The organism is Flavobacterium cupriresistens (genome assembly GCF_020911925.1).
Taxonomy (GTDB): domain Bacteria; phylum Bacteroidota; class Bacteroidia; order Flavobacteriales; family Flavobacteriaceae; genus Flavobacterium; species Flavobacterium cupriresistens.
In genome coordinates, this window is the sequence record NZ_CP087134.1 from 5,118,623 (window position 1) to 5,139,608 (window position 20,986).

22 protein-coding genes are annotated in these 20,986 nt (G+C 35.4%); 19 read left to right on the top strand and 3 right to left on the bottom strand.

The window, feature by feature from the left end; all coding sequences use genetic code 11:
* Positions 1–56 precede the first annotated feature (56 nt).
* From LNP23_RS20310 to LNP23_RS20370, 13 genes are all read left to right on the top strand, one after another.
* Entirely contained in the window at positions 57–542 is a 486-nt protein-coding gene (locus LNP23_RS20310) for an SRPBCC family protein (RefSeq protein ID WP_230002645.1), read from the top strand.
* Between the two features lie 129 nt (positions 543–671).
* Complete coding sequence (locus LNP23_RS20315) at positions 672–1,040, top strand: nuclear transport factor 2 family protein (RefSeq protein ID WP_047773589.1); 369 nt, start codon at positions 672–674, stop codon at positions 1,038–1,040.
* A 122-nt stretch (positions 1,041–1,162) separates the two neighbouring features.
* Entirely contained in the window at positions 1,163–2,203 is a 1,041-nt protein-coding gene (locus LNP23_RS20320) for a serine hydrolase domain-containing protein (RefSeq protein ID WP_230002646.1), read from the top strand.
* Positions 2,204–2,215: 12 nt separating this feature from the next.
* A complete protein-coding gene (locus LNP23_RS20325) occupies positions 2,216–2,638 on the top strand; it encodes a DUF1801 domain-containing protein (protein ID WP_047773592.1) in 423 nt (140 codons plus the stop codon).
* 3 nt (positions 2,639–2,641) lie between these two features.
* Entirely contained in the window at positions 2,642–3,742 is a 1,101-nt protein-coding gene (locus LNP23_RS20330; RefSeq protein ID WP_230002647.1) for an MBL fold metallo-hydrolase, read from the top strand.
* A 13-nt stretch (positions 3,743–3,755) separates the two neighbouring features.
* Complete coding sequence (locus LNP23_RS20335) at positions 3,756–4,283, top strand: GNAT family N-acetyltransferase (RefSeq protein WP_230002648.1); 528 nt, start codon at positions 3,756–3,758, stop codon at positions 4,281–4,283.
* Positions 4,284–4,341: 58 nt separating this feature from the next.
* Positions 4,342–5,466 carry a lactonase family protein gene (locus LNP23_RS20340; protein ID WP_230002649.1) on the top strand — a complete coding sequence of 375 codons (1,125 nt, stop codon included), beginning with the start codon at positions 4,342–4,344 and terminating at the stop codon, positions 5,464–5,466.
* Between the two features lie 19 nt (positions 5,467–5,485).
* On the top strand, positions 5,486–6,013 hold the full coding sequence (locus LNP23_RS20345) for a GNAT family N-acetyltransferase (protein ID WP_230002650.1): 528 nt from the start codon (positions 5,486–5,488) through the stop codon (positions 6,011–6,013).
* Between the two features lie 11 nt (positions 6,014–6,024).
* The gene (locus LNP23_RS20350) at positions 6,025–6,606 is read left to right on the top strand and encodes an LOG family protein (protein ID WP_230002651.1); all 582 of its coding nucleotides are present in this window, start codon (positions 6,025–6,027) and stop codon (positions 6,604–6,606) included.
* A gap of 338 nt (positions 6,607–6,944) precedes the next feature.
* Positions 6,945–7,457 carry an anthrone oxygenase family protein gene (locus tag LNP23_RS20355; RefSeq protein ID WP_230002652.1) on the top strand — a complete coding sequence of 171 codons (513 nt, stop codon included), beginning with the start codon at positions 6,945–6,947 and terminating at the stop codon, positions 7,455–7,457.
* Between the two features lie 142 nt (positions 7,458–7,599).
* Positions 7,600–8,067, top strand: a complete 468-nt coding sequence (locus LNP23_RS20360) for an SRPBCC family protein (RefSeq protein WP_230002653.1) — start codon at positions 7,600–7,602, stop codon at positions 8,065–8,067.
* A gap of 850 nt (positions 8,068–8,917) precedes the next feature.
* On the top strand, positions 8,918–9,286 hold the full coding sequence (locus LNP23_RS20365; RefSeq protein ID WP_230002654.1) for an iron chaperone: 369 nt from the start codon (positions 8,918–8,920) through the stop codon (positions 9,284–9,286).
* A gap of 124 nt (positions 9,287–9,410) precedes the next feature.
* Complete coding sequence (locus LNP23_RS20370) at positions 9,411–10,517, top strand: acyltransferase family protein (RefSeq protein WP_230002655.1); 1,107 nt, start codon at positions 9,411–9,413, stop codon at positions 10,515–10,517.
* Between the two features lie 6 nt (positions 10,518–10,523).
* On the opposite strand, the gene LNP23_RS20375 is transcribed toward LNP23_RS20370, so the two are convergent.
* Genes LNP23_RS20375 through LNP23_RS20385 form a run of 3 tightly spaced genes read right to left on the bottom strand, consistent with a single transcriptional unit; the run spans position 10,524 to position 13,853 of the window.
* Positions 10,524–10,886 (bottom strand): VOC family protein, encoded by a 363-nt coding sequence (locus tag LNP23_RS20375; protein WP_230002656.1) that lies wholly within the window; start codon positions 10,884–10,886, stop codon positions 10,524–10,526.
* A gap of 43 nt (positions 10,887–10,929) precedes the next feature.
* Entirely contained in the window at positions 10,930–11,673 is a 744-nt protein-coding gene (locus LNP23_RS20380) for a DUF2625 domain-containing protein (RefSeq protein ID WP_230002657.1), read from the bottom strand.
* Positions 11,674–11,705: 32 nt separating this feature from the next.
* Positions 11,706–13,853: a cation:proton antiporter gene (locus tag LNP23_RS20385; RefSeq protein ID WP_047773608.1), complete on the bottom strand. Its 2,148-nt coding sequence runs from the start codon at positions 13,851–13,853 to the stop codon at positions 11,706–11,708.
* A gap of 308 nt (positions 13,854–14,161) precedes the next feature.
* On the opposite strand from LNP23_RS20385, the gene LNP23_RS20390 reads away from it, so the two are divergent.
* The 6 genes from LNP23_RS20390 (at position 14,162) to LNP23_RS20415 (ending at position 20,896) form a co-directional block, all read left to right on the top strand.
* Entirely contained in the window at positions 14,162–15,589 is a 1,428-nt protein-coding gene (locus LNP23_RS20390) for an L-serine ammonia-lyase (protein WP_230002658.1), read from the top strand.
* A 115-nt stretch (positions 15,590–15,704) separates the two neighbouring features.
* Complete coding sequence (locus LNP23_RS20395) at positions 15,705–16,901, top strand: SH3 domain-containing protein (RefSeq protein ID WP_230002659.1); 1,197 nt, start codon at positions 15,705–15,707, stop codon at positions 16,899–16,901.
* Between the two features lie 48 nt (positions 16,902–16,949).
* Positions 16,950–17,768, top strand: a complete 819-nt coding sequence (gene panB / locus LNP23_RS20400) for a 3-methyl-2-oxobutanoate hydroxymethyltransferase (RefSeq protein WP_047773614.1) — start codon at positions 16,950–16,952, stop codon at positions 17,766–17,768.
* Between the two features lie 124 nt (positions 17,769–17,892).
* On the top strand, positions 17,893–18,582 hold the full coding sequence (locus LNP23_RS20405; RefSeq protein WP_230002660.1) for an RluA family pseudouridine synthase: 690 nt from the start codon (positions 17,893–17,895) through the stop codon (positions 18,580–18,582).
* Between the two features lie 75 nt (positions 18,583–18,657).
* Positions 18,658–19,986, top strand: a complete 1,329-nt coding sequence (locus LNP23_RS20410; protein WP_047773617.1) for an aldehyde dehydrogenase — start codon at positions 18,658–18,660, stop codon at positions 19,984–19,986.
* Positions 19,987–20,104: 118 nt separating this feature from the next.
* Entirely contained in the window at positions 20,105–20,896 is a 792-nt protein-coding gene (locus LNP23_RS20415) for a hypothetical protein (protein ID WP_230002661.1), read from the top strand.
* Positions 20,897–20,986: the final 90 nt, after the last annotated feature.

The window sequence follows — 20,986 nt, forward strand, 5'->3', positions numbered from 1 at the left end:
TAACGTATTGATATTTAGAACGTACATTTGTTATACTAATTTCTAAATCATACCAAATGGACACACAAGATTTTACCACAACCCTCATAACTAATCATTCTCCGGAAGACGTTTTTAATGCCATTACGAATGTTCGCGGCTGGTGGTCGGAAGAGATCGAAGGAAATACAGCAAAACTAAATGATGAATTTAAGTATCATTACGAAGACGTGCATCGCTGTAAAATAAAATTGACAGAAGTAATTCCGAATCAAAAAATTGTCTGGTTGATAGAAGAAAACTATTTCAAATTTACAGCAGACGAAAAAGAATGGACCGGTACAAAACCTACTTTTGAGATCACAGAGAACGATGGCCAAACAGCGTTGCGATTTACTCATATTGGTTTGGTTCCCGATTATGAATGTTTTGAAATTTGTAGAGACTCTTGGACAAATTACATTCAAAACAGTCTAAAAAAACTAATTACAACCGGAAAAGGCCAGCCAAACGGCAAAGACAAACCACAAACCGAAAACGAAAAGAGATTGTCGGAAAAGTGATTAAATACCAACAAACTGTACTTTTATAAATTCATGACTTCATCAGATTAGAAAGTTAATAAAGCGATAATTTTTTAAATTCATAAACAGTTATTTCATAACTTAGTTAGCTTTTTAATCTTTGAAATCATGACTAAGAAATATATTGCAAAAGACTTTTTAAAACTTGCTGCAAAAGGGCACTCGCATGAAGCATTTCGCCTGTATGTCAGTAAGGATTTTAAGCATCATAATGTTTATTTTAAAGGGGATGCCAATACACTGATGCTGGCAATGGAAGAATCCTCCAGACAAAATCCGAATAAAACTATTGAAATTCATCACGCAATAGCAGATAAAGATTTAGTTGCCGTACATTCACATGTCAAACAAAATGCCAATGATTCGGGTGTGGCCGTAGTTCATATCTTTAGATTTGAGTCCGGAAAAATAGTAGAACTTTGGGATCTGGGACAAAGTGTTCCCGCCAAAATGATCAATGAAAATGGAATGTTTTGAAAAAAATGTGAGTTGTAAAATGTAATCTGAGAATGAAAACTGAAACTGAAAACTGAAAACTGAGACTGAGACTGAAAACTAAAACCGCGACTAAAAAAACAAAAAAAGACCAAAAACACCAAATGACCACACTTCTACGAACTTCTATTTTACTATCCTTTCTGTTACTACTTTCAAGCAGCCCTTCCTTTTCACAAAAAAAAGACCACTTATACACCCAAATAGACAGTTTAATTAAAGTTAGTGATCCTAAATTTAATGGTGTACTTCTTATTTCAAAAAAAGGAAAAACGGTTTATTCTAAAGCGCTGGGTTCTGCTGATTTTGATAAAAAGATTCCATTGGCAATTAACAGCCAATTTGAAATCATGTCAAACAGCAAGCAAATTACGGCTGTTTTGATTTTAAAAGAAGTTGAAAAAGGGCGTATTGATTTACAGGCACCTATTAAAAAATATCTTCCGCATCTCACACAAACTTGGGCAGATTCTGTTACAGTTCACCAGTTATTAAATCATACCCACGGAATTATCGATTTACAAAAACCGCTACTTTTTAAACCCGGAACCGATTTTAAATATGGTGATTTAAGTTTTTCTTTATTGGGTCAAATTGTTGCCTTTAGTACCCAAAAAAAATATCCGGAAGTAGCAGCTGATTTGTTTAAAAAATTAAACATGAAAAACACTTACTGTTATTCTAAAGACAAAACAGCACAATTGGTTTCGGGCTATATTAATGACAAAAATGTTTTTACAAAAAATGATAAATCCGGAATAACCGCCGAAACCGTTTCTGCTAATGGGATTATATCAACGGTTACCGATCTAGCAATTTGGAACAATAATCTCCACAAAGGAAAAATCCTGAAACCCGAAACCTACCAATTGATGCTTCGCTATACTGTCAAGGCGCAACACAATCTTTTTGGAAAAGAAAAAGAAGGCTATGGTTATGGACTACGAATCGTCGATCAGGGAAACCCAAAATATATGGGGCATTCCGGGCTGGGCGATGGCTTTTCTTCCGTAAATTTATACTTCCCGAAAAGTGATGTCAGTTTGATCGTTTTAGAAAATCAGATGAATACAAATTCTGAATTGTTTTACCAAACCGAAATCAAAATCAAGGCGCTTTTATTAAAAAGTGATTTATTAAATTAAAAATAATCTGTCATGGCTGTAAACAAAACAATAGAAACGGAAGGCAGTGTTAACGATTTCATTAACGCTGTTGAAGACAGTACGAAACGAAACGACTCGTTTGAACTTGTTAAATTGATGCAGGAACAAACCGGTTTTGAAGCCAAAATGTGGGGACCCGCCATTATTGGTTTTGGAAGCTACCATTATAAATATGCCAGCGGTCGTGAAGGCGATGCACCGCTTGTCGGATTTTCACCAAGGAAAGAAGCAATTTCTCTTTATTGTTATGTTACATCTGAAAACAGAGAAGAACTTCTTTCTAAATTTGGAAAACATAAATCCGGAAAAGGCTGCATTTACATCAAAAAACTAACCGATATTGATGTTGAAGTGCTCAAAAAAATGATTTCCCTTTCGGTTGAAAACTTAAATGAATTATACCCACCAAAATAAACCATGACAATAACTTTTATACTACTGCTTGTCCTTTTAGCCGTTTATCTTTTTTTACAGGATGCCCGATTTGGTAAAGCTCCCACTGGCGAAAGACTGGCATTAATCCAAAAATCTCCGAATTATAAAAACGGAAAGTTTGAAAATGAACATTTTACTCCGGACCTTACGGAAGGATACACGATGACGGGAGTGTTGTTTGAGTTTTTATTCAAAAAAAAGGAACACCGAATCCCTGCGGATTTGATTCCTTCGATAAAAACAGATTTGATAAACCTACCTACCGATAAAGACATTTTAGTCTGGTTTGGACATTCTTCTTATTTTATTCAGATTGAAGGAAAGCGAATTTTAGTTGATCCTGTTTTTAGTGGTAATGCCTCCCCTATTGCCGGCACTACTAAGGCGTTTAAAGGAACCGATATCTATACCGTTGATGATCTTCCTGAAATTGACTACCTATTGATTACACACGATCATTACGATCACTTGGATTATAAAACGATTCTTAAACTAAAGACCAAAACAAAGCAAATTGTCTGTGGTCTCGGTGTAGGTTCCCACTTTGAATTTTGGGGATTTTCATCCGATAGTATTATTGAAAAAGACTGGTATGAAAAAATAGAACTTGACGCCAATATTACACTATACACAGCGCCAACAAGACATTTCTCCGGTCGTGCTTTCAAACGTTGCAATACACTATGGCTCTCTTTTATTTTACAAACCCCAACCTACAAAATGTACTTGGGAGGAGACAGCGGTTACGATACTCATTTTGCTGCTATTGGAGAGAAATATGGTCCCTTTGATCTTGCTCTGGTTGATAATGGTCAATACGATATCAAATGGAAATACATTCACAACCTTCCGGAAAATGTAATTCAAGCTGCAAAAGATCTAAAAACGAAACGATTATTTCCGGTTCATTCTTCAAAATTCCCTTTGGCCAATCATGCCTGGGATGAGCCTTTGAAAAGAGTAACCCAATTAAATCAAAACGAAACAAATCCGATTCCGCTAATTACGCCAATGATTGGTGAATTAGTTGAACTAAAAAATGAAGAACAGGAATTCCGCCAATGGTGGAAAAATGTGAAATAAAAAAGTACCGAATATGAATCCCTCAGCCTATACAATTCGAAATGCCGATCCTTCAGAATTCAACAAAATTGGAGAACTTCTTATTCTTGTTTATTCACAATTAGATGGCTTTCCAAAAGAAAATGAACAGCCCAATTATTATAAAATGTTAGCTAATATTGGTGATTTCACCAATCATCCCGGAACAGAACTTTTAGTTGCTGTAGATCATCAGGACACCATTATGGGTGCTGTAGTTTATTTTAATGACATGAAATATTACGGCTCCGGAGGTATTGCAACTCAGGAACAAAATACGGCAGGTTTTAGATTATTGGCTGTAGATCGCGCTGCCCGCGGAAAAGGAATTGGCAAATTACTGACTGAAGAATGTATTGACAAAGCCAAAGCAAACCAACTGGATCAGCTTATTATTCATAGTACTTTGTCTATGAAAACAGCATGGAAAATGTATGAAAATTTAGGTTTCAAACGGTCTGAAGATTTGGATTTCATGCAGGGAGAACTTGCCGTTTTTGGTTTTAGATATCCGTTAAAGTAAACACATTCTTCAAATAGTAAAAGCATATAAAAAGTAAAACAGCAATACATCAAAAAAATTGAAACAGACAATATCTCTTTTCCTGATCACATTTTTAATAAGCATTTCTTTAAGCGCCCAAAATACCTACGTTTTTCTGGGTTCTTACAACAGAGACAAAACTGCAGCATCCATTCTGGTATATCAATTAGATACTGTAAAAGGAAAACTGACCCAAGTAACGTCGGTCAAAAACCTCATTAATCCCTCGTTTCTAACGGTTTCTCCAAACGGAAAATATGTTTATGCCTGTACCGACAGTAAAACTCCAAATGCAGGAAGCGTAAGCAGTTTTGAATTCAATCCACAAAATAAGACACTTACTTTTTTAAATAAACAACCAAGTGGCGGCGAGAATCCGGTCTATGTTTCCGTTCATAAAAGTGGTAAATGGCTGGTAAACGGCAATTACACCGAAGGAAGTGTTTCCGTATATCCGTTATTGGAAAATGGAAAAATCGATTCTATTGCACAAAATTTTCAATACCAAGACGGAAGTGTAAACAAAGAAAGACAAACCCGCTCACACATCCATTCCACAATATTTTCACCGCAGTACGACTATCTATTTCTTCCCGACTTAGGAGCCGATAAAATACGTTGTTATCAATTTGATGCCACACAAAAACAACCTTTAACAGCAACCGAAACTCCATTTACAAAAACAGATCCTGAAAGCGGACCACGTCATCTGTCTTTTCATCCCAATCAAAAATTTGCGTATTGTATTGAAGAAATGTCAGGAACAATCAGTGCTTATGGCTATGAAAATGGGATTCTGCAAAAAATACAGAAAGTAAATACACATCCCGACACCCTTACAGAGGGTTTCGAAAGTTCAGACATTCACATTTCACCTGACGGAAAATTTTTATACGCTACAAACCGTGGAAAAGAAAACAATATTGCCATTTTTACTATTGATGAAAAAGGACTTTTAGCCAATATCGGTTATCAGTCGACCTTAGGAAAGCATCCGAGAATTTTTGCGATAGATGAAACCGGAAAATTCTTAATCGCTTCCAATGTGCTAACCGGAAATGTGGTCGTTTTTAAACGAAATCTAAAAACGGGATTGCTTAAAAAAACAGGAAAAGAAGTACAATTGGAAAATGTTTCCTGTGTTCAAATCAAAAAAATATAATTTAAAAACACCATTAAATATGAGTACATCACTTTTAAATTTGCAGCCTGAAGTATTAGAAAACGAATTTGTAAAATTAGTTCCGTTACAGCAAACTGATTTTGAAGGTCTTTTTAAAGTAGCTTCTGATCCGTTAGTATGGGAACAACATCCAAATAAAAACAGGTACGAGAGAGAAGTCTTTCAAAACTTTTTTGAAGGAGCAATGGAAAGCAAAGGCGCTTTTCTGATCCTTGATAAAAGTACAAACGAAATAGCCGGAAGCACCCGTTTTTATGAATATGAACCTGAAAATAAAAGTATTTTTATCGGTTATACTTTTTACGGAAGAAAATTTTGGGGAACAGGATTTAATTCCCATGTGAAAAAAATAATGCTCGACTATGCTTTTGATGCCGTTGATAAAGTTCAATTTCATGTTGGAGCAGAAAATTATCGTTCACAAAAAGCAGTTGGAAAACTGGGAGCAACAAAAGTAGAAGAAATAGACGTTGCTTATTACAATGAACCCTCTCGTCATAATTTTGTGTACGAGCTAAAAAAATAAACCAATACAAAATGAAAAGAATAGGCATTTTCTGCGGTTCCAGTTTTGGAACGGAAGCAATCTACCAAGAGCAAGCCACTTTGCTCGGACAAACATTAGCAAAACAAAATATAGAATTGGTATACGGCGGTGCAGACGTAGGTTTAATGGGTGCTCTTGCTGACGGCGCTTTAAGTGAAGGCGGAAAAGTAATTGGAGTACTTCCCGGCTTTCTGCGTTCAAAAGAAATTGCACACAAAGGCCTAACCGAATTAATTTTGGTAGAAAGCATGCACGAAAGAAAAACCAAAATAAACGATTTGTCAGACGGTGTCATAGCACTTCCGGGTGGTTTTGGAACACTTGACGAGCTTTTCGAAATGCTGACCTGGGCACAGTTGGGACTGCATAAAAAACCAATTGCAATCTTAAACATCAACGGCTATTATGATTCCTTGTTAGAACTTACACATACTATGGTTGAAAAAGGTTTCTTAAAAAATGTAAATCAGGAAATGCTTTTAGTAAGTGATTCTATTGATGATCTATTGGAAAAAATGAGGAATTACACCCCACCAACCGTTGGAAAATGGATCGATAAGGAGAAAGTGTAAATCTTTATTTGCTTTAAAAGTAAACGACTAATCAGGGGGCTACGTTGGTAACTTCCATTGTAAAACATCAATTAAAATCAAGAATAACAGAAAGCTCTTGCGTAGCCTTCGACTTCGCTCAGGGTGACATTGGGTGACAAAATAACGGAATAATAAGGCAAACGTGGTTTTAAGAAAGACAATCCACAATCCCACCTTTTGCAAATATCATCTCACAATACCATTTTACAAACCTCTTTTCACAAAAAAGTTCTTCTCAAACAAATCGTATTACTTTTCAAACAAGTCATGAATAATCAATATTTCTAATTTTACATTGTTAACCAAACGACATAAATATGGACACATTTATTATTGATACAAAAACCGTTACACTTCTATTAGCCACTCTATTTACGGGGCTTTTAGCGGGTATTTTCTTTACTTGGGCTAATGCCGTAACACCGGGAATCGGTAAACTTGATGATATAAATTATCTCAGAGCCTTTCAAAATATGAACCGTACGATTCAAAATCCGTTATTCTTTTTGATCTTTTTCGGTTCGATGCTGTTTTCTTTTATTGCAGCGTATTGCTATAAATCCAATAATGCTGTTTTTTGGGTTGTTATTGCTGCAGCTCTCCTTTATTTTATTGGTGTTTTTCTTGTAACGATTCTGGGAAACATTCCACTAAACGAAATGCTGGACAAAACCAACCTCGCCGCTATCACGCTCCAAGAAGCCACTATTTTACGAGATAAATTTGAAGCAAAATGGAATACCCTGCATCTTATCCGAGTTGTGACCTCCTTACTATCTTTTTTACTTTTAATTATTGGCTGTCTATTAAAAAACAATACCGTTCATTAACTAAAAGCGAAACAATAATTTTTTATCTTAGAAGGTCTGAAAAAAAAGTTTCATGTTTCATGTTTCAGGTTTCAGGTTTCAGGTTACTGGCTATAAATTTCACGGCAGACATTTTACAATTCACATCTCACACCTATACAAAATGAAAACAGAAAACAACAAATTCGCAAAAGCCGAAATGCTGATAAGAAAACCTGTTTCAGAAGTTTTTCAGGCTTTTATAGATCCGGAAATCACAAGTAAATTTTGGTTTACCAAAGGCTCCGGAAAATTAACAGAGTACCAGCCAATCGAATGGGTCTGGGAAATGTATGGTTTTTCGTTGACGGTTTTAACAAAGGTCATAGAAGAAAACAAAAAGATTGTCGTTGAATGGGGAAATACCGGAGAAACCACAACAGTAGAATGGATTTTTACCCCATTAAACGAAAATGAAACTTTTGTAAGCATTACAAATTCAGGTTTTGTTGGCGATACAGACAAAATAATAGATCAAGTCAGGAACTCTACCGAAGGCTTTACATTGGTTTTAGCCGGAGCCAAAGCATATCTAGAACATCAGATTCAATTGAATTTGGTTTTAGATCGTTTTCCTAAAGGACTGGCTTGAGTGAGCTGTTTCTTGCGAAATGTGTGTTGTGAAATGTATCTTGTGAAATGTAAAATATTTTACTTAGCATGTCATTTCGACTTTAGGAGAAATCACACCAGAGACTCCGTTTCTATTTTCCGCAATCTTGTCATACTGAGGAACGAAATATCTCCGTTCGCTGAATCGATACCGTTGAGCTTCACTTTACGGATTATCACATGAAGATACTTCGTTCCTCAGTATGACAAACTGGGCGTGAGCTGCGTGTGGGATTTCTCGTACCTCGAAATGACAAAATTCAGACACCCTTGAAACCAGTAATCAGTAACCAGTAATCAGTAACCATTAATCAGTAACCATTAATCAGTAACCATTAATCAGTAACCATTAATCAGTAACCATTAATCAGTAATCAGTAACCTGAAACTTGAAACTTGTAAAATGTAAAATATTTTACTTAGCATGTCATTTCGACTTTAGGAGAAATCACTCCAGAAACTCCGTTTCTATTTTCCGCAATCTTGTCATACTGAGGAACGAAGTATCTTCGTTCGCTGAATCGATACCGTTGAGCTTCACTTTACGGATTATCTCATGAAGATACTTCGTTCCTCAGTATGACAAACTGGGCGTGAGCTGCGTGTGGGATTTCTCGTACCTCGAAATGACAAAATTCAGACATCCCTGAAACCAGTAACCAGTAATCAGTAATCAGTAATCAGTAATCAGTAACCTGAAACTTGAAACCTGTAAAAATGTAAAATGCGAAACATCAAGTGTGAAACTTGAAACATAAAACGTTTAAAAACGAAAAATATAAAATGTGAAACGTGTAACTTGAAACCTAAAACCTGAAACAATAAAACCAATGAACATCAAAAAACCCACAACCATAAACGAATACATCGGTTCTTTCCCAAACGACGTGCAGGAAATTTTAGAAAAAATACGAATGACGATTCAGAAAGCGGCTCCTGATGCCAAGGAAAAAATCAGCTACTCCATGCCTGCTTTTGATCAAAATGGGATCGTTGTATATTTTGCTGCTTTCAAAAACCATATTGGTTTATATGCTTTGCCAAGTGGACATGAAACTTTTAAGGAAGAACTTTCAAAATACAAATCCGGAAAAGGATCTGTCCAATTTCCTTTAAACGAACCGATGCCTTTTACTCTGATAACCAAAATTGTAAAATTCAGAGTAAAAGAAAATTTAGAGAAAAAAGGAAAAATATAAAGTATGGAAATACACTGCATATCACCTACTCTATTTTGTTAATAAAACTTATATTTTAAGAAATTTAAGCACTACATATTCTTTTATCTTTGAGTTTTAAAAACTAAAAAAAACGGAAGCTGAAGTGCACAAAAAATTATACGGACTAGATCATTTAAGAACATTTGCAATCAGTTTTGTTTTTTTATTCCACTATCAAATTCCAATTTTTGGACATCCGGAATGGTTGACCGATTTTGCTAAATTTGGCTGGACAGGAGTAGATTTATTTTTTGTATTAAGTGGTTTTTTAATCTCTTCTCAACTTTTTTTTCAAATAAAAAATGGAACCGAAATCTCGTTTAAAGATTTCTTTATAAAACGTTTTTTCAGAATACTTCCGGCTTTTTGGTTTGTTACAGCAATCTATTTTTTATTTCCTTTTTTCAGAGAGAAAGAAGCACTTGCTCCCATATGGAAATTTGCGACTTTTACACAGAATTTAGGCCTAAACATCCAAGATTTTGGGACTTTCTCTCATGCCTGGTCCCTTTGTGTGGAGGAGCATTTTTATCTGATATTGCCAATCGTACTTCTCTTTTTACTTAGAAACAACCAGTTTTATAAGTCCTACTGGATTTTAATTGTCTTATTTGCTTTTGGTTTTGCGATTCGTTTTTATAGTTGGCAGCATTTATACCTTCCTTTTATTGAAGCTGAAAATTCATGGCTGTATTGGCACAAATACATCTATTATCCTACTTACAACCGCTTAGATGGACTTTTGATTGGTGTTTCTATCGCCGGAGTTTATCAATTTATGCCCGATTTATGGGGAAGGCTTTCAAAATTCGGGAATTACTTTTTAGCCATTAGTCTATTTATACTAACCGCTGCCTACTTTTTATGCATGGAAGAAAGATCTTTTTACGCTTCTATTTTTGGGTTTCCACTTGTCGCTTTAGGATACGGATTTATGGTTTTGGGTGCCATATCTCCAACCAGTATTTTGTACCAATGGAATTCTAAAACAACCTCTTTTATTGCAGCACTTTCCTATGGAATTTATTTAACCCACAAAGGAATTATTCATATTACCCAACAATTACTCCTAAAACTTACTATTGATATTGATAGTAATTTATCGCTATTAATTAGTACTCTTTCCTGTATTATTGCTGCATTCCTACTTCATCAGACAATTGAAAAGCCCTTTATGAGGTTACGTGCAAAATTTCTAAAAGAGAAATAGGTTATATTACTTAAATTCCCCAAAGTGCCACAAAACACCGGACGGGTCGTGCAAAAAACATTCCCTTCCCCAGTCGAGATTTCGAATTGGTGTTAATTTTACTCCGGCATATTTCTCTGGAAGATTTAAGGCTAAAAGTTCCTTGTAATAACGGTCAACATCATCGACTTCTAAGAAAATCATCGTGTTTTCTATCCACTCTTTAGCATAATAATCCTGAAGGTAAAATGCCGTTTCTCCAGATTTGAAAACAGAGAAATTAGCTTCTAATACCCCTTCTTCAAAACCCAAATCACGATAAAAACGTCTTGATAATTCAAAATCTTTTGCTCCGATAAACGGTCGTATTGACTTGATTTTATGTTCCATGATATCTTTTTTAAATTAATATCGTAACGCTAAAAATCCGGTTTTACTTATTAGAACCAAGCTGACTACGCAAATCAACATTCAGGCTATATTGCTCTTCCACCGGAATAATTTTTCGGGAGTTTTTATTAATATCTCCTCCTTCTTTTGACCAAAGAAACGGATAAAAGTTAAAAACCTCGTCTCCTTTTAATTTTGAAACCTCTTCTCTCCATCCTTTCCATCTGTTACCCTCATAAAATTTATCCAAATCATTATAAAAGCAAAATTGCAAAAATTCAGTATACGTAATATCAAGTGGTTCGTATTCTAAATTATCAGGCGAAAAATAATATATCTTTCCTAAATCTGTTCCAAGTCCGCCACCATTTAAGAGATAAAAACCGCCTATTGCATCATCTGCCACGATCAAAAAGGAAGGTGCTTCTCCAAATTCCTTAAATGCTTTTCCCTTGTTCCAATCCGGAAGTGTGCGATTAAATTTTGTATTTCCGGAACCTAAAATTCTAATCCATCCATCATCAATTAAAAGGCCTCCTGTCATAAAAACTATAGCCCCCATTGGTGATTGGGTCGTAACTTGTGTTTTGTACAATACTTCTTTTGCTTTTGCCGCATCAACCGGTAAAATTTCAACTTTATTAGTTGCTGTTTTAATCCAACCTTCAACAACTGTCCAGCCCGGGTCTGTTTTGTTTATGAGTTTATCTACTGCTTGCATTTTCGTTTGAGCTGTTGTTACAAAAGTTATAGATAGTGCTATAACGGCAAAAAAATTTCGTGTCATTGTCAAGGGTACCAATTCTTATTCTATTTTTCTTAATTTTTCTTCAATATACTTCCCAGACCTCTACCAATTTGCTCAATCGCCTCAATACTTTTCTTAAGCGGCGTTGCGGTAAAATCTTCGTAGGCATCCATGGCACTTTCTTTACGATCGTCCTGAGGATATACCAATATTATGTTATTATCATCAAATGATTTTTCAAATTTCTGAGGTAATTTGTCAAAGATCGACTGGTACGATACCGAACCTTTACGGGATAAATTAAAAACAATTAAGTCGGTTGGTTTAATTTCATCCGAAATAGCATCAAAATCTTCCCAATCCAAAATACTTTTAAAACCTAGTTTTGCATTTAATCTCAAATTAGCCGCAATTTGCGTAATGGATTGATGCGTTTTATACTCGGCATAAATAACGATCGGGATGCTTAATTCCTGAGACAATCGACTTATTTTTTGCAGCAAAAGATGAAATCCGATTCCTCTTTCTGAAAAAGGCGGACAAATAAAAACCAGCCTTTTTTCTTCTATGAATGTTTTCTGAAATCTGCAGATAAACAAACTCTTATCTACATTATTGATTATTGAATCTACGTTTTCTCCAAAAATCTTATCCAGAAAACCTGTTTTTCTTGGCCAGCCGATAATCACAATATCGGACATAATTTCTTTTGAAGTACGCGCAATTCCACTTGCCGGATTGTGGTCAATTCTGGCGATTGTGGTGATTTTTACTTCAGAGGCAGAACCTTGAATTACAAATTTATCAACCGCTTTTTTATATTTTAAAATATTAATTTCGGCCTGATCGTTGTTCGGAACAATCGTTAACAGCGTCACCGGATTTTTCGATTTTTTATCCTTTATCAAAAGAGCAAAATCCAAAAGACTGGAGGTTGCCGAAGTTTTAGCCAGCGGAATCAAAATGTGTTCTTCTAAAGTCTGGTCTTTATTAGCATCTTCCGTAGAAACTTCTTCTTCGCAAATTGCAATTTTTTTAGCCGCTTTTTCAGTGGCAAAAGAAGCCACAATACAGGTTATCAGAATTAAAATAATTGTTCCATTTAAAATATTTTCATCCAGAATTTTCGCTTTAAATCCAACCAGGATAACCGCCAGAGTTGCTGCTGCGTGCGCACTACTCAATCCGAAAATAAGCTGTCTCTCGGTTTTTGTGTATTTAAAGACTACTTGTGTAAAAAACGCCGCAATCCATTTTCCAAAAATAGCTACAACACTCAGGGTTCCTGCCACGATTAAAGCGGTCGGCCCACTTAGAATTACGCTAATATCAACCAGCATCCCAACAGAAATCAGGAAAAAAGGAATAAACAAAGAATTCCCAATAAACTCGATTCTGTTCATTAACGCAGAAGAATGCGGAATAAGAGGATTTAATGCCAAACCGGCAACGAAAGCACCAATTATAGGCTCCACTCCCGCTACTTCGGCTAAAAATGCCGCAAAGAAAACAACCGAAAGGACAAAGATATAGTGGGCGTGTTTTTCACTTTCCAATTTTTTAAAGAACCATTTGGCAATCCTCGGAATGACCAAAAACATGATAGCAGAAAAAATGGCCAATGAAACCCCTAATTTTATCCAGAAAGCCTGATTCAGATTTCCCTGGCTGCTTCCCATAATTACCGCAAGAATAATCAAAACCGCGGTATCGGTCAAAATGGTTCCTCCCACTGTTATTGCAACAGCCTGATTTTTGGCAATTCCCAATTTACTAACAATCGGATACGCCACCAATGTATGAGTTGCAAACATGCTCGCTGTTAAAAAACTGGCATTAAAATCGTACTGCAACAAATAAAAACAAACCGGAAATCCAATACAAAGCGGGAAAATAAAGGTGAATAAACCGAACAATAAACTTTTATTTCTGTTGGCTTTAAATTCATTCATGTCGAGTTCCAAACCAGCAATAAACATAATATAAAGTAGTCCGATGGTCGAAAACAAATCGACCGCAGAGTTTTTTGCCAGAATATTAAGTCCGTGAGGCCCAATAATTACGCCCGAAATAATCAATCCGATTATACCCGGAATATTTATTTTCTTTAATAAAATTGGAGATAATAAAATGATGAAAAGTATCAACGAAAAGATCAATACTGGATTGCTTAGTGGTAATTCGAATTCTTGTAAAAAATGCTTGAAAAATTCTATCATAGTTAAATTTTATCTTCTTTATGCTATTCCGTTTTTCGTCAAAGGACACCTTATTTTAAATGAAATCTCAGAACTTCGTTTTACTGATTTCTATAAAAAAAATCAAATTCTCCGGCATTTATTTCCTCACAAAAATACCTAAAAAAAACACGAACTTTTTACGAAAGTTCGATATTAAGAATTTAAATTTACATCGTTGCCAAATTATTAAAATTTAATATCTTTTTTAACAAAACTGCAACATTAACAAATGAAAATTAAGCTTCTTTGCATTATTCAATTATCTTTGTCTTAATAAAAATTGTACAATGGAAGAATGTATCTCTGTTTTTGATATGCTTAAAATTGGTGTTGGGCCTTCAAGCTCACACACTCTTGGTCCTTGGCGTGCTGCCGAACGTTTTTTAGAAGAATTAAAAGACGAATCTATTTTAGACGAAACTGCCAGAGTTAAAGTCGATCTTTACGGATCTCTTTCTCTAACCGGTAAAGGTCACGCCACAGATTTGGCTGTGATGTTAGGTTTAAGCGGTCAGGATCCTGAATATATTCCGGTGGAAGATATCGCTGGAATTATCAAAAATATTGAAACCAAAAACGAAATCATTCTAGGAAATCACAGTACAATTCCGTTTTATTTTCTTCAGGACATTGTTTTCAATAAAGACTTTCTTCCGTTTCATGCAAACGGATTAAAATTTACTGCATACAAAGCCGATAATTCAGAATACGAATCTACTTTTTATTCTATTGGTGGAGGTTTTGTTGTGAAAGAAGAACGCACCACCGCCAAAATAAAAGAGGAAATAAAATGTGCCTTTCCATTCCCTATTCAAAACGCCGTTGAACTATTAGACTATACCGTTACAGAAAACAAATTGATTTCTGAGATTGTGTACGAGAATGAAAAATCAATGCGTTCCGAAGCAGAAATTCATTCCGAATTAATGCGTATTTGGAACACTATGCTCGAATGTATGTATATTGGTTGTCACTCTGAAGGAATTCTTCCGGGTGGACTAAACGTGCGCAGAAGAGCTTTTGACATGCACCAAAACCTAATCGGATTATCGAACTATAATTCTCCACAAACGTGGTTAGAAGAAATTAGAAAAACGGAAGTAAAATTTCGTCAGATCTTAAAATGGGTAAGTTGTTTTGCACTTGCCGTGAATGAAGTAAATGCCTCTTTAGGACGTGTGGTTACCGCACCAACTAATGGAAGCGCCGGAGTAATTCCAGCCGTTTTGATGTATTATTTGGTAATCGAAAATCACGATGCCGGAGAAAAAGAAATCAAACAATTTTTGATGGTTGCCGGAGAAATTGGAAGTATCTTCAAAAAAGGATCTACAATTTCTGCCGCAATGGGTGGTTGTCAGGCCGAAATTGGCGTTTCGTCTTCTATGGCTGCAGCTGCACTTTGCGAATTAATGGGCGGAACTCCTGCACAGGTTTTAATGGCTGCCGAAATCGCCATGGAACACCACTTAGGTTTAACTTGTGACCCGATTGGCGGTCTGGTTCAGATTCCATGTATTGAAAGAAATACCATGGGTGCCATCAAAGCCATAAATGCAGCAGAACTGGCTTTAGAAACCGATTCTAAAAATGCAAAAGTGCCTTTAGACAAAGTAATCAATACGATGTGGCAAACCGCTAAAGACATGAACTCTAAATACAAAGAAACTTCTGAAGGAGGTTTAGCAATTGCGGTAAACATGGCAGATTGCTAAAATAAAATTATTGCCACAAATTTCACGAATTTACATTAACCTCATAACAGAGAGTAAAAAAACAATTCGTAAAAATTCGTGAAATTCGTGGCAAAAAAATCAAAAACAACTCTTCATGAAAAAATACCACTTTATATTATTTTTTCTATTTTCCACATTGGTCCATTCTCAAGATCGATATCACTTAAAATCAGACACCAGACTATTCACTTCAAAAAATAATACAGGAGAATTTTTAGGCTATTTCAAGTACGGAGCTGAAATTCAGTTATTATCCGAAAATGAAAAGGGTTGGTATAAAGTAAAATCAGATAATTTTTCTGAAGGATATGTAGAAGCAAAATTTGTTTCGAAAACCTTAAATGCTGCCGATATTAAAATAAAAGACAAAGAGAATCCAATCATAGAAGGCAATGACAGCTATTATGGAGGGAACCATCTTTTTGTCTTAGTTGCCGGTTTAAAAGCAAGAGCCTTACCCGACAGAAATTCAAAAGTAAAAGAAATTTTATTTACAGGAGATCCCGTTGCGGTAAACTATCTTCCTAAAAATCCGGAAGAATGGGTTAATATAAATGGTAGTTTTACCCCTGAGTATGCCCAATACACCATAGGAAAGTTTATTGGAGAAAGACCCGATTTTAATGCCTTATTGAAGAATTTTGATCAACTTGATGTTGCTGCCATTCCCGAACGTAAAACGATTGGAGAACGAATTGTAGAATTGGCTTGGAACAGTGATGTTTCAAAATTAGCTCCAGCGTATCAAAGATATTACGAAGTTGTCAAGCAATTAAATGACCCCAAACTAATTGCTGAAACCGATCTTAATATTGCTATAGCCAAAGGGTTAGCAAAACCTAAAACCCCTGAACAAATTATGGCTTTGTGCAAAAAAGCTGAATTTATTCTCAAAGGACAAAAAACAAAATCACTCCATCTTACGCAAAAAGAGCTAGAAAAGACTTTTGGAAAACCAATTAAAAAAGCAACTATCAGTGATGACTGTGGGATCTATTTAAGCAATCTCTTTTATTATTACCCTGATTTGGAAGTTTCAGTTGATGAAAAACAAAACCAAGCAGAAATCATAAAGGTTTTCATCAACGAAAACAACAAACTAGTGCTGAATGCCAATTCAATACTCGACCATTCGATATCAGAAAAAGCTTTTATAGCAAAATATGGCACCTATATTGGTGCTTCTATAAAAACGCCACATTATTACACTTTACTATTGGGAGATGGTCATTTTACAATCGAATTTAAAGACGGAAAACTCCTTTCCATTGAAATAATCTTTTATTGCTGATTCCAATCTATAATTATTCAATACTTTTACATTCTCAAAAAAAATAAAATGTCAGTAGCAAAAAAAGATTATAAAAGAATCACAACAAAGTCATTGATCGAAATGAAAAGCAATGGAGAAAAAATCTCTATGTTAACTGCTTATGATTTTACAATGGCCAAAATTGTTGATACCGCAGGAGTCGATGTGATTCTGGTGGGTGATTCAGCATCCAATGTGATGGCAGGTCACGAAACGACTTTGCCGATTACTTTAGACCAAATGATTTACCACGCTTCGTCTGTAGTTCGCGCTATCGAAAGAGCTTTGGTTGTAGTAGATTTACCTTTTGGAAGTTATCAGTCTGACCCTAAAGAAGCTTTACGCTCTGCGATCAGAATCATGAAAGAAAGCGGTGGTCATGCTGTAAAACTGGAAGGTGGAAAAGAAATTAAAGACTCTATCAAAAAAATATTAAACGCAGGAATTCCGGTTATGGGGCACTTGGGTTTAACACCACAATCGATCTACAAATTCGGAACATACAGCGTTCGTGCCAAAGAAGAAGATGAAGCCGAAAAACTAATTGAAGATGCTAAAATGCTCGAGAAAATTGGTTGTTTTGGTGTAGTTCTTGAAAAAATCCCGGCACATCTGGCCGAAAAAGTAGCCAAAAGTATCTCAATCCCAGTTATCGGAATAGGAGCCGGTGGCGGTGTAGACGGACAAGTTTTGGTTATTCATGATATGTTAGGAATGAATAACGAGTTCAGTCCACGTTTTTTACGTCGTTATTTAGATTTATATCACGAAATGACTACTGCAATCGGTCAATACGTAACCGATGTAAAATCCAGTGATTTCCCGAATGAAAAGGAACAGTATTAAGAAAAGGTTCTAAGTTACTGAGTCGCTAAGTTTCTAAGTTTTCAACTTGAAACCTGAAACCTGAATCTTTTAAAAATCTAAAATCAGAATTCTAAAATCTAAAATCCTCCCTTAAGTCTTTCTAATGAAAATCGTTTCCGATAAAAATAACCTCCAGGTGCTACATGAAGACAACCATATTATTGTGGTCAACAAACGTGTAGGCGATATTGTACAAGGTGACAAAACAGGTGATAAACCATTGTCAGATGTCGTTAAAGAATATATTAAAGACAAATACAAGAAACCTGGTGATGTATTCCTCGGAGTGATTCACCGTTTAGACAGACCCACTACGGGAATTGTCGTTTTTGCACGAACAAGTAAAGCTTTATCGCGAATGAACGAAATGTTCTCTAACCGCGAAACACAGAAAACCTATTGGGCAGTTGTAAAAAATAAACCTCTTGAAACAACTGCCAAATTGGTTCATTTTTTAAAAAGAAATGAAAAGAATAATACTTCAAAAGCACATGTAAAAGAAGTTCCAGACAGTAAAATAGCCAGTTTGGATTATACTGTTTTCAAAGAACTCCAGAACTATGTTGCTTTGGAGATCAATCTTCATACCGGTCGCCATCATCAAATTCGTGCGCAGTTATCCGCCATTGGATCTCCGATAAAAGGGGATTTAAAATACGGTTTTGACCGAAGTAATCCTGACGGAGGTATCCATCTGCACGCCCGCAAGTTAGTTTTTGTGCATCCTGTTTCTAAAGAAGATATCATAATTATTGCCCCTACTCCAGATGAAACGATCTGGAATGCGCTGTGATTTTATGATTAAATTGTTAACTTTTTAAATTTTATCAATTAACTTGCATAGAGAAAAATCAAGTTAAACATAAAAATGGACTACAGAAACGACATCGGATACAGAAAAGAAACGCTAAAAAAGTTACTCTATAACATTCAGAAAAGCGAGGATTTGATTGTAAAAGCGTTATACGATGATTTTAAAAAACCCGAATTTGAAGCTGTTTTAACCGAAACCAACTATGTTATTTCGGAATTGAAGGATACAATTAGAAACATTCGCAATTGGGCAAAACCAAAACCTGTTTTCCCGTCCCTTCTTAATTTTCCTTCCACTGATTATATTTTCAAAGAACCTTACGGAAATGTTTTGGTTATCGCGCCTTGGAATTATCCTTTCCAACTCGCCTTATGCCCTTTAATTTCTGCTGTTGCAGCAGGAAACAGAGTGGTTCTAAAACCTTCCGAACTTACTCCGCATACATCCGCAATAATAGCCAAAATCATTCAGAAAACATTTCATGTCAACCATGTCGAAGTTTTTGAAGGCGGTGTGGAAGTTTCCAATAAATTACTAGCACAACGTTGGGATTATATTTTCTTTACAGGAAGTGTCGCTGTAGGTAAAATTGTCGCCAAAGCGGCAGCCGAAAATCTGACACCTGTTACCCTTGAATTAGGTGGTAAAAACCCCTGTATCATTGATGAAACAGCCGATTTAAAATTAGCCGCCAAAAGAATCGTCTGGGGTAAATTTATCAATGCCGGTCAAACCTGCATTGCTCCGGATTACATCCTGATTCAGAAAAATATGAAAATCAATTTCATTTCTTTCCTGATGCAGGAAATCACAAAAGCTTATGGCAAAAAGATAGAAAAATCACCCGATTTTGCGCGCATTGTCAACACCAAAAACTGGCTTCGTTTGGCGAATATGATTGATCCGGAAAGAGTGTTATTTGGCGGAGAAACAGATGCCAATGCCTTATACATTTCACCAACGCTGATCGAAGAGCCAAGTTTGGACAGTGCCGTAATGAAAGAAGAAATTTTTGGACCAATTTTACCGATCCTTACCTATGAAACAGAAGAAGATATTAAAAATGTAATCAGCAGATATGAGAAACCTCTTGCTTTTTATGTTTTTAGCGACAACAAATCTTTTGCTAAAAAATTAATAACGACCTATTCTTTTGGAGGAGGATGTATTAACGATACTGTTATACATTTTTCCAATAAAAGACTCCCTTTTGGTGGTGTTGGTCATAGCGGAATAGGGGCTTATCACGGACAATTGAGTTTCGATATTTTTTCCCATCATAAAGGGGTGGTTAAAAAAGCAAATTGGCTGGATTTACCGATGCGCTATGCTCCCTATAAAGAAAAATTAGTCGCCATTAAACGTATATTAGACTGGCTATAAGCACTAAAACATTTTAGTAATGTTTCACCGATTTTAATAAGGAATTGATTAAAAATATTATATTTACGTCAGAAAAACAGCTAAACAGACCAAATATAAAACAACTTTACTCAAAAAAATGAAATCAACACTTTACCAAATTGAAGAAATTAGGAAAAATGGCTATGCATTAGATTTTTCTAATGTGTTTAACCATGCCTTCGAAAATTACAAAAAAATAGCACTGTATGCAGGATTAATCTTATTGGTTTTTTCAATTCTTGCTTTTTTTCTTGGTAGTGGAATTTTGATTTCCCTATACGGTGTTCAACATTTTAATGAAGAATTCTTCAAGAATTTACAAAACGAACAACCTGAAAATTCAGTATTCCTTATTTATTCGGTAGTGATCGCTTTTGTTGCTGCGATTTTTAGTCCATTTGCTGCAGGTTTTTTAAAAATGGCCGATTGCGCGGATAGAGATGAATCTTTTAGCGCCTCTACTATTTTTTCGTATTACACTTCACGTTATTTCCCGCCACTTTTTATTGCCACCCTAATAATCTCTTTACTTGGAGGCTTAATTTCAGTACTCTTTAACCTCATAGGTGTTCTGTATGTAGAGACTATCTTTACAGTTGCAATATCGTTTTTCACGACACTTACTATTCCTTTGATCATTTTCGGTAACCTGAATGCAACCGATGCGATAAAATCAAGCATTATGATTGTAAGTAAACAACCTTTAACAATTCTGCTTTTAATTATTGTTGGTTCGTTGGCCTCTATGGTTGGTTTTATTGGTTGTTGTATAGGAATCGTGTTTACAATTCCGATTACCTACTCTGTAAAATATGCTATTTATTGTGCAATATTCAATATGGAAGATGAGAATTCTATTGATTCAATCGGTAAGTCAGATTTAGAATAATAATCGACTTCTAAGTAGAAAAAGAGCTTAACCTACTCTTAAAAAAAAACTCCCCAAAAGCTAATTACTCAACCAAACCTACCCAAAATA

Excerpts from the sequence above, each read along its gene's own strand:
- LNP23_RS20310 (WP_230002645.1), top strand. The coding sequence starts at position 57 with ATGGACACACAAGATTTTACCACAACCCTCATAACTAATCATTCTCCG.
- LNP23_RS20315 (WP_047773589.1), top strand. The coding sequence starts at position 672 with ATGACTAAGAAATATATTGCAAAAGACTTTTTAAAACTTGCTGCAAAA.
- LNP23_RS20320 (WP_230002646.1), top strand. The coding sequence starts at position 1,163 with ATGACCACACTTCTACGAACTTCTATTTTACTATCCTTTCTGTTACTA.
- LNP23_RS20325 (WP_047773592.1), top strand. The coding sequence starts at position 2,216 with ATGGCTGTAAACAAAACAATAGAAACGGAAGGCAGTGTTAACGATTTC.
- LNP23_RS20330 (WP_230002647.1), top strand. The coding sequence starts at position 2,642 with ATGACAATAACTTTTATACTACTGCTTGTCCTTTTAGCCGTTTATCTT.
- LNP23_RS20335 (WP_230002648.1), top strand. The coding sequence starts at position 3,756 with ATGAATCCCTCAGCCTATACAATTCGAAATGCCGATCCTTCAGAATTC.
- LNP23_RS20345 (WP_230002650.1), top strand. The coding sequence starts at position 5,486 with ATGAGTACATCACTTTTAAATTTGCAGCCTGAAGTATTAGAAAACGAA.
- LNP23_RS20350 (WP_230002651.1), top strand. The coding sequence starts at position 6,025 with ATGAAAAGAATAGGCATTTTCTGCGGTTCCAGTTTTGGAACGGAAGCA.
- LNP23_RS20355 (WP_230002652.1), top strand. The coding sequence starts at position 6,945 with ATGGACACATTTATTATTGATACAAAAACCGTTACACTTCTATTAGCC.
- LNP23_RS20360 (WP_230002653.1), top strand. The coding sequence starts at position 7,600 with ATGAAAACAGAAAACAACAAATTCGCAAAAGCCGAAATGCTGATAAGA.
- LNP23_RS20365 (WP_230002654.1), top strand. The coding sequence starts at position 8,918 with ATGAACATCAAAAAACCCACAACCATAAACGAATACATCGGTTCTTTC.
- LNP23_RS20375 (WP_230002656.1), bottom strand. The coding sequence starts at position 10,886 with ATGGAACATAAAATCAAGTCAATACGACCGTTTATCGGAGCAAAAGAT.
- LNP23_RS20380 (WP_230002657.1), bottom strand. The coding sequence starts at position 11,673 with ATGACACGAAATTTTTTTGCCGTTATAGCACTATCTATAACTTTTGTA.
- LNP23_RS20385 (WP_047773608.1), bottom strand. The coding sequence starts at position 13,853 with ATGATAGAATTTTTCAAGCATTTTTTACAAGAATTCGAATTACCACTA.
- LNP23_RS20390 (WP_230002658.1), top strand. The coding sequence starts at position 14,162 with ATGGAAGAATGTATCTCTGTTTTTGATATGCTTAAAATTGGTGTTGGG.
- LNP23_RS20395 (WP_230002659.1), top strand. The coding sequence starts at position 15,705 with ATGAAAAAATACCACTTTATATTATTTTTTCTATTTTCCACATTGGTC.
- panB (WP_047773614.1), top strand. The coding sequence starts at position 16,950 with ATGTCAGTAGCAAAAAAAGATTATAAAAGAATCACAACAAAGTCATTG.
- LNP23_RS20405 (WP_230002660.1), top strand. The coding sequence starts at position 17,893 with ATGAAAATCGTTTCCGATAAAAATAACCTCCAGGTGCTACATGAAGAC.
- LNP23_RS20410 (WP_047773617.1), top strand. The coding sequence starts at position 18,658 with ATGGACTACAGAAACGACATCGGATACAGAAAAGAAACGCTAAAAAAG.
- LNP23_RS20415 (WP_230002661.1), top strand. The coding sequence starts at position 20,105 with ATGAAATCAACACTTTACCAAATTGAAGAAATTAGGAAAAATGGCTAT.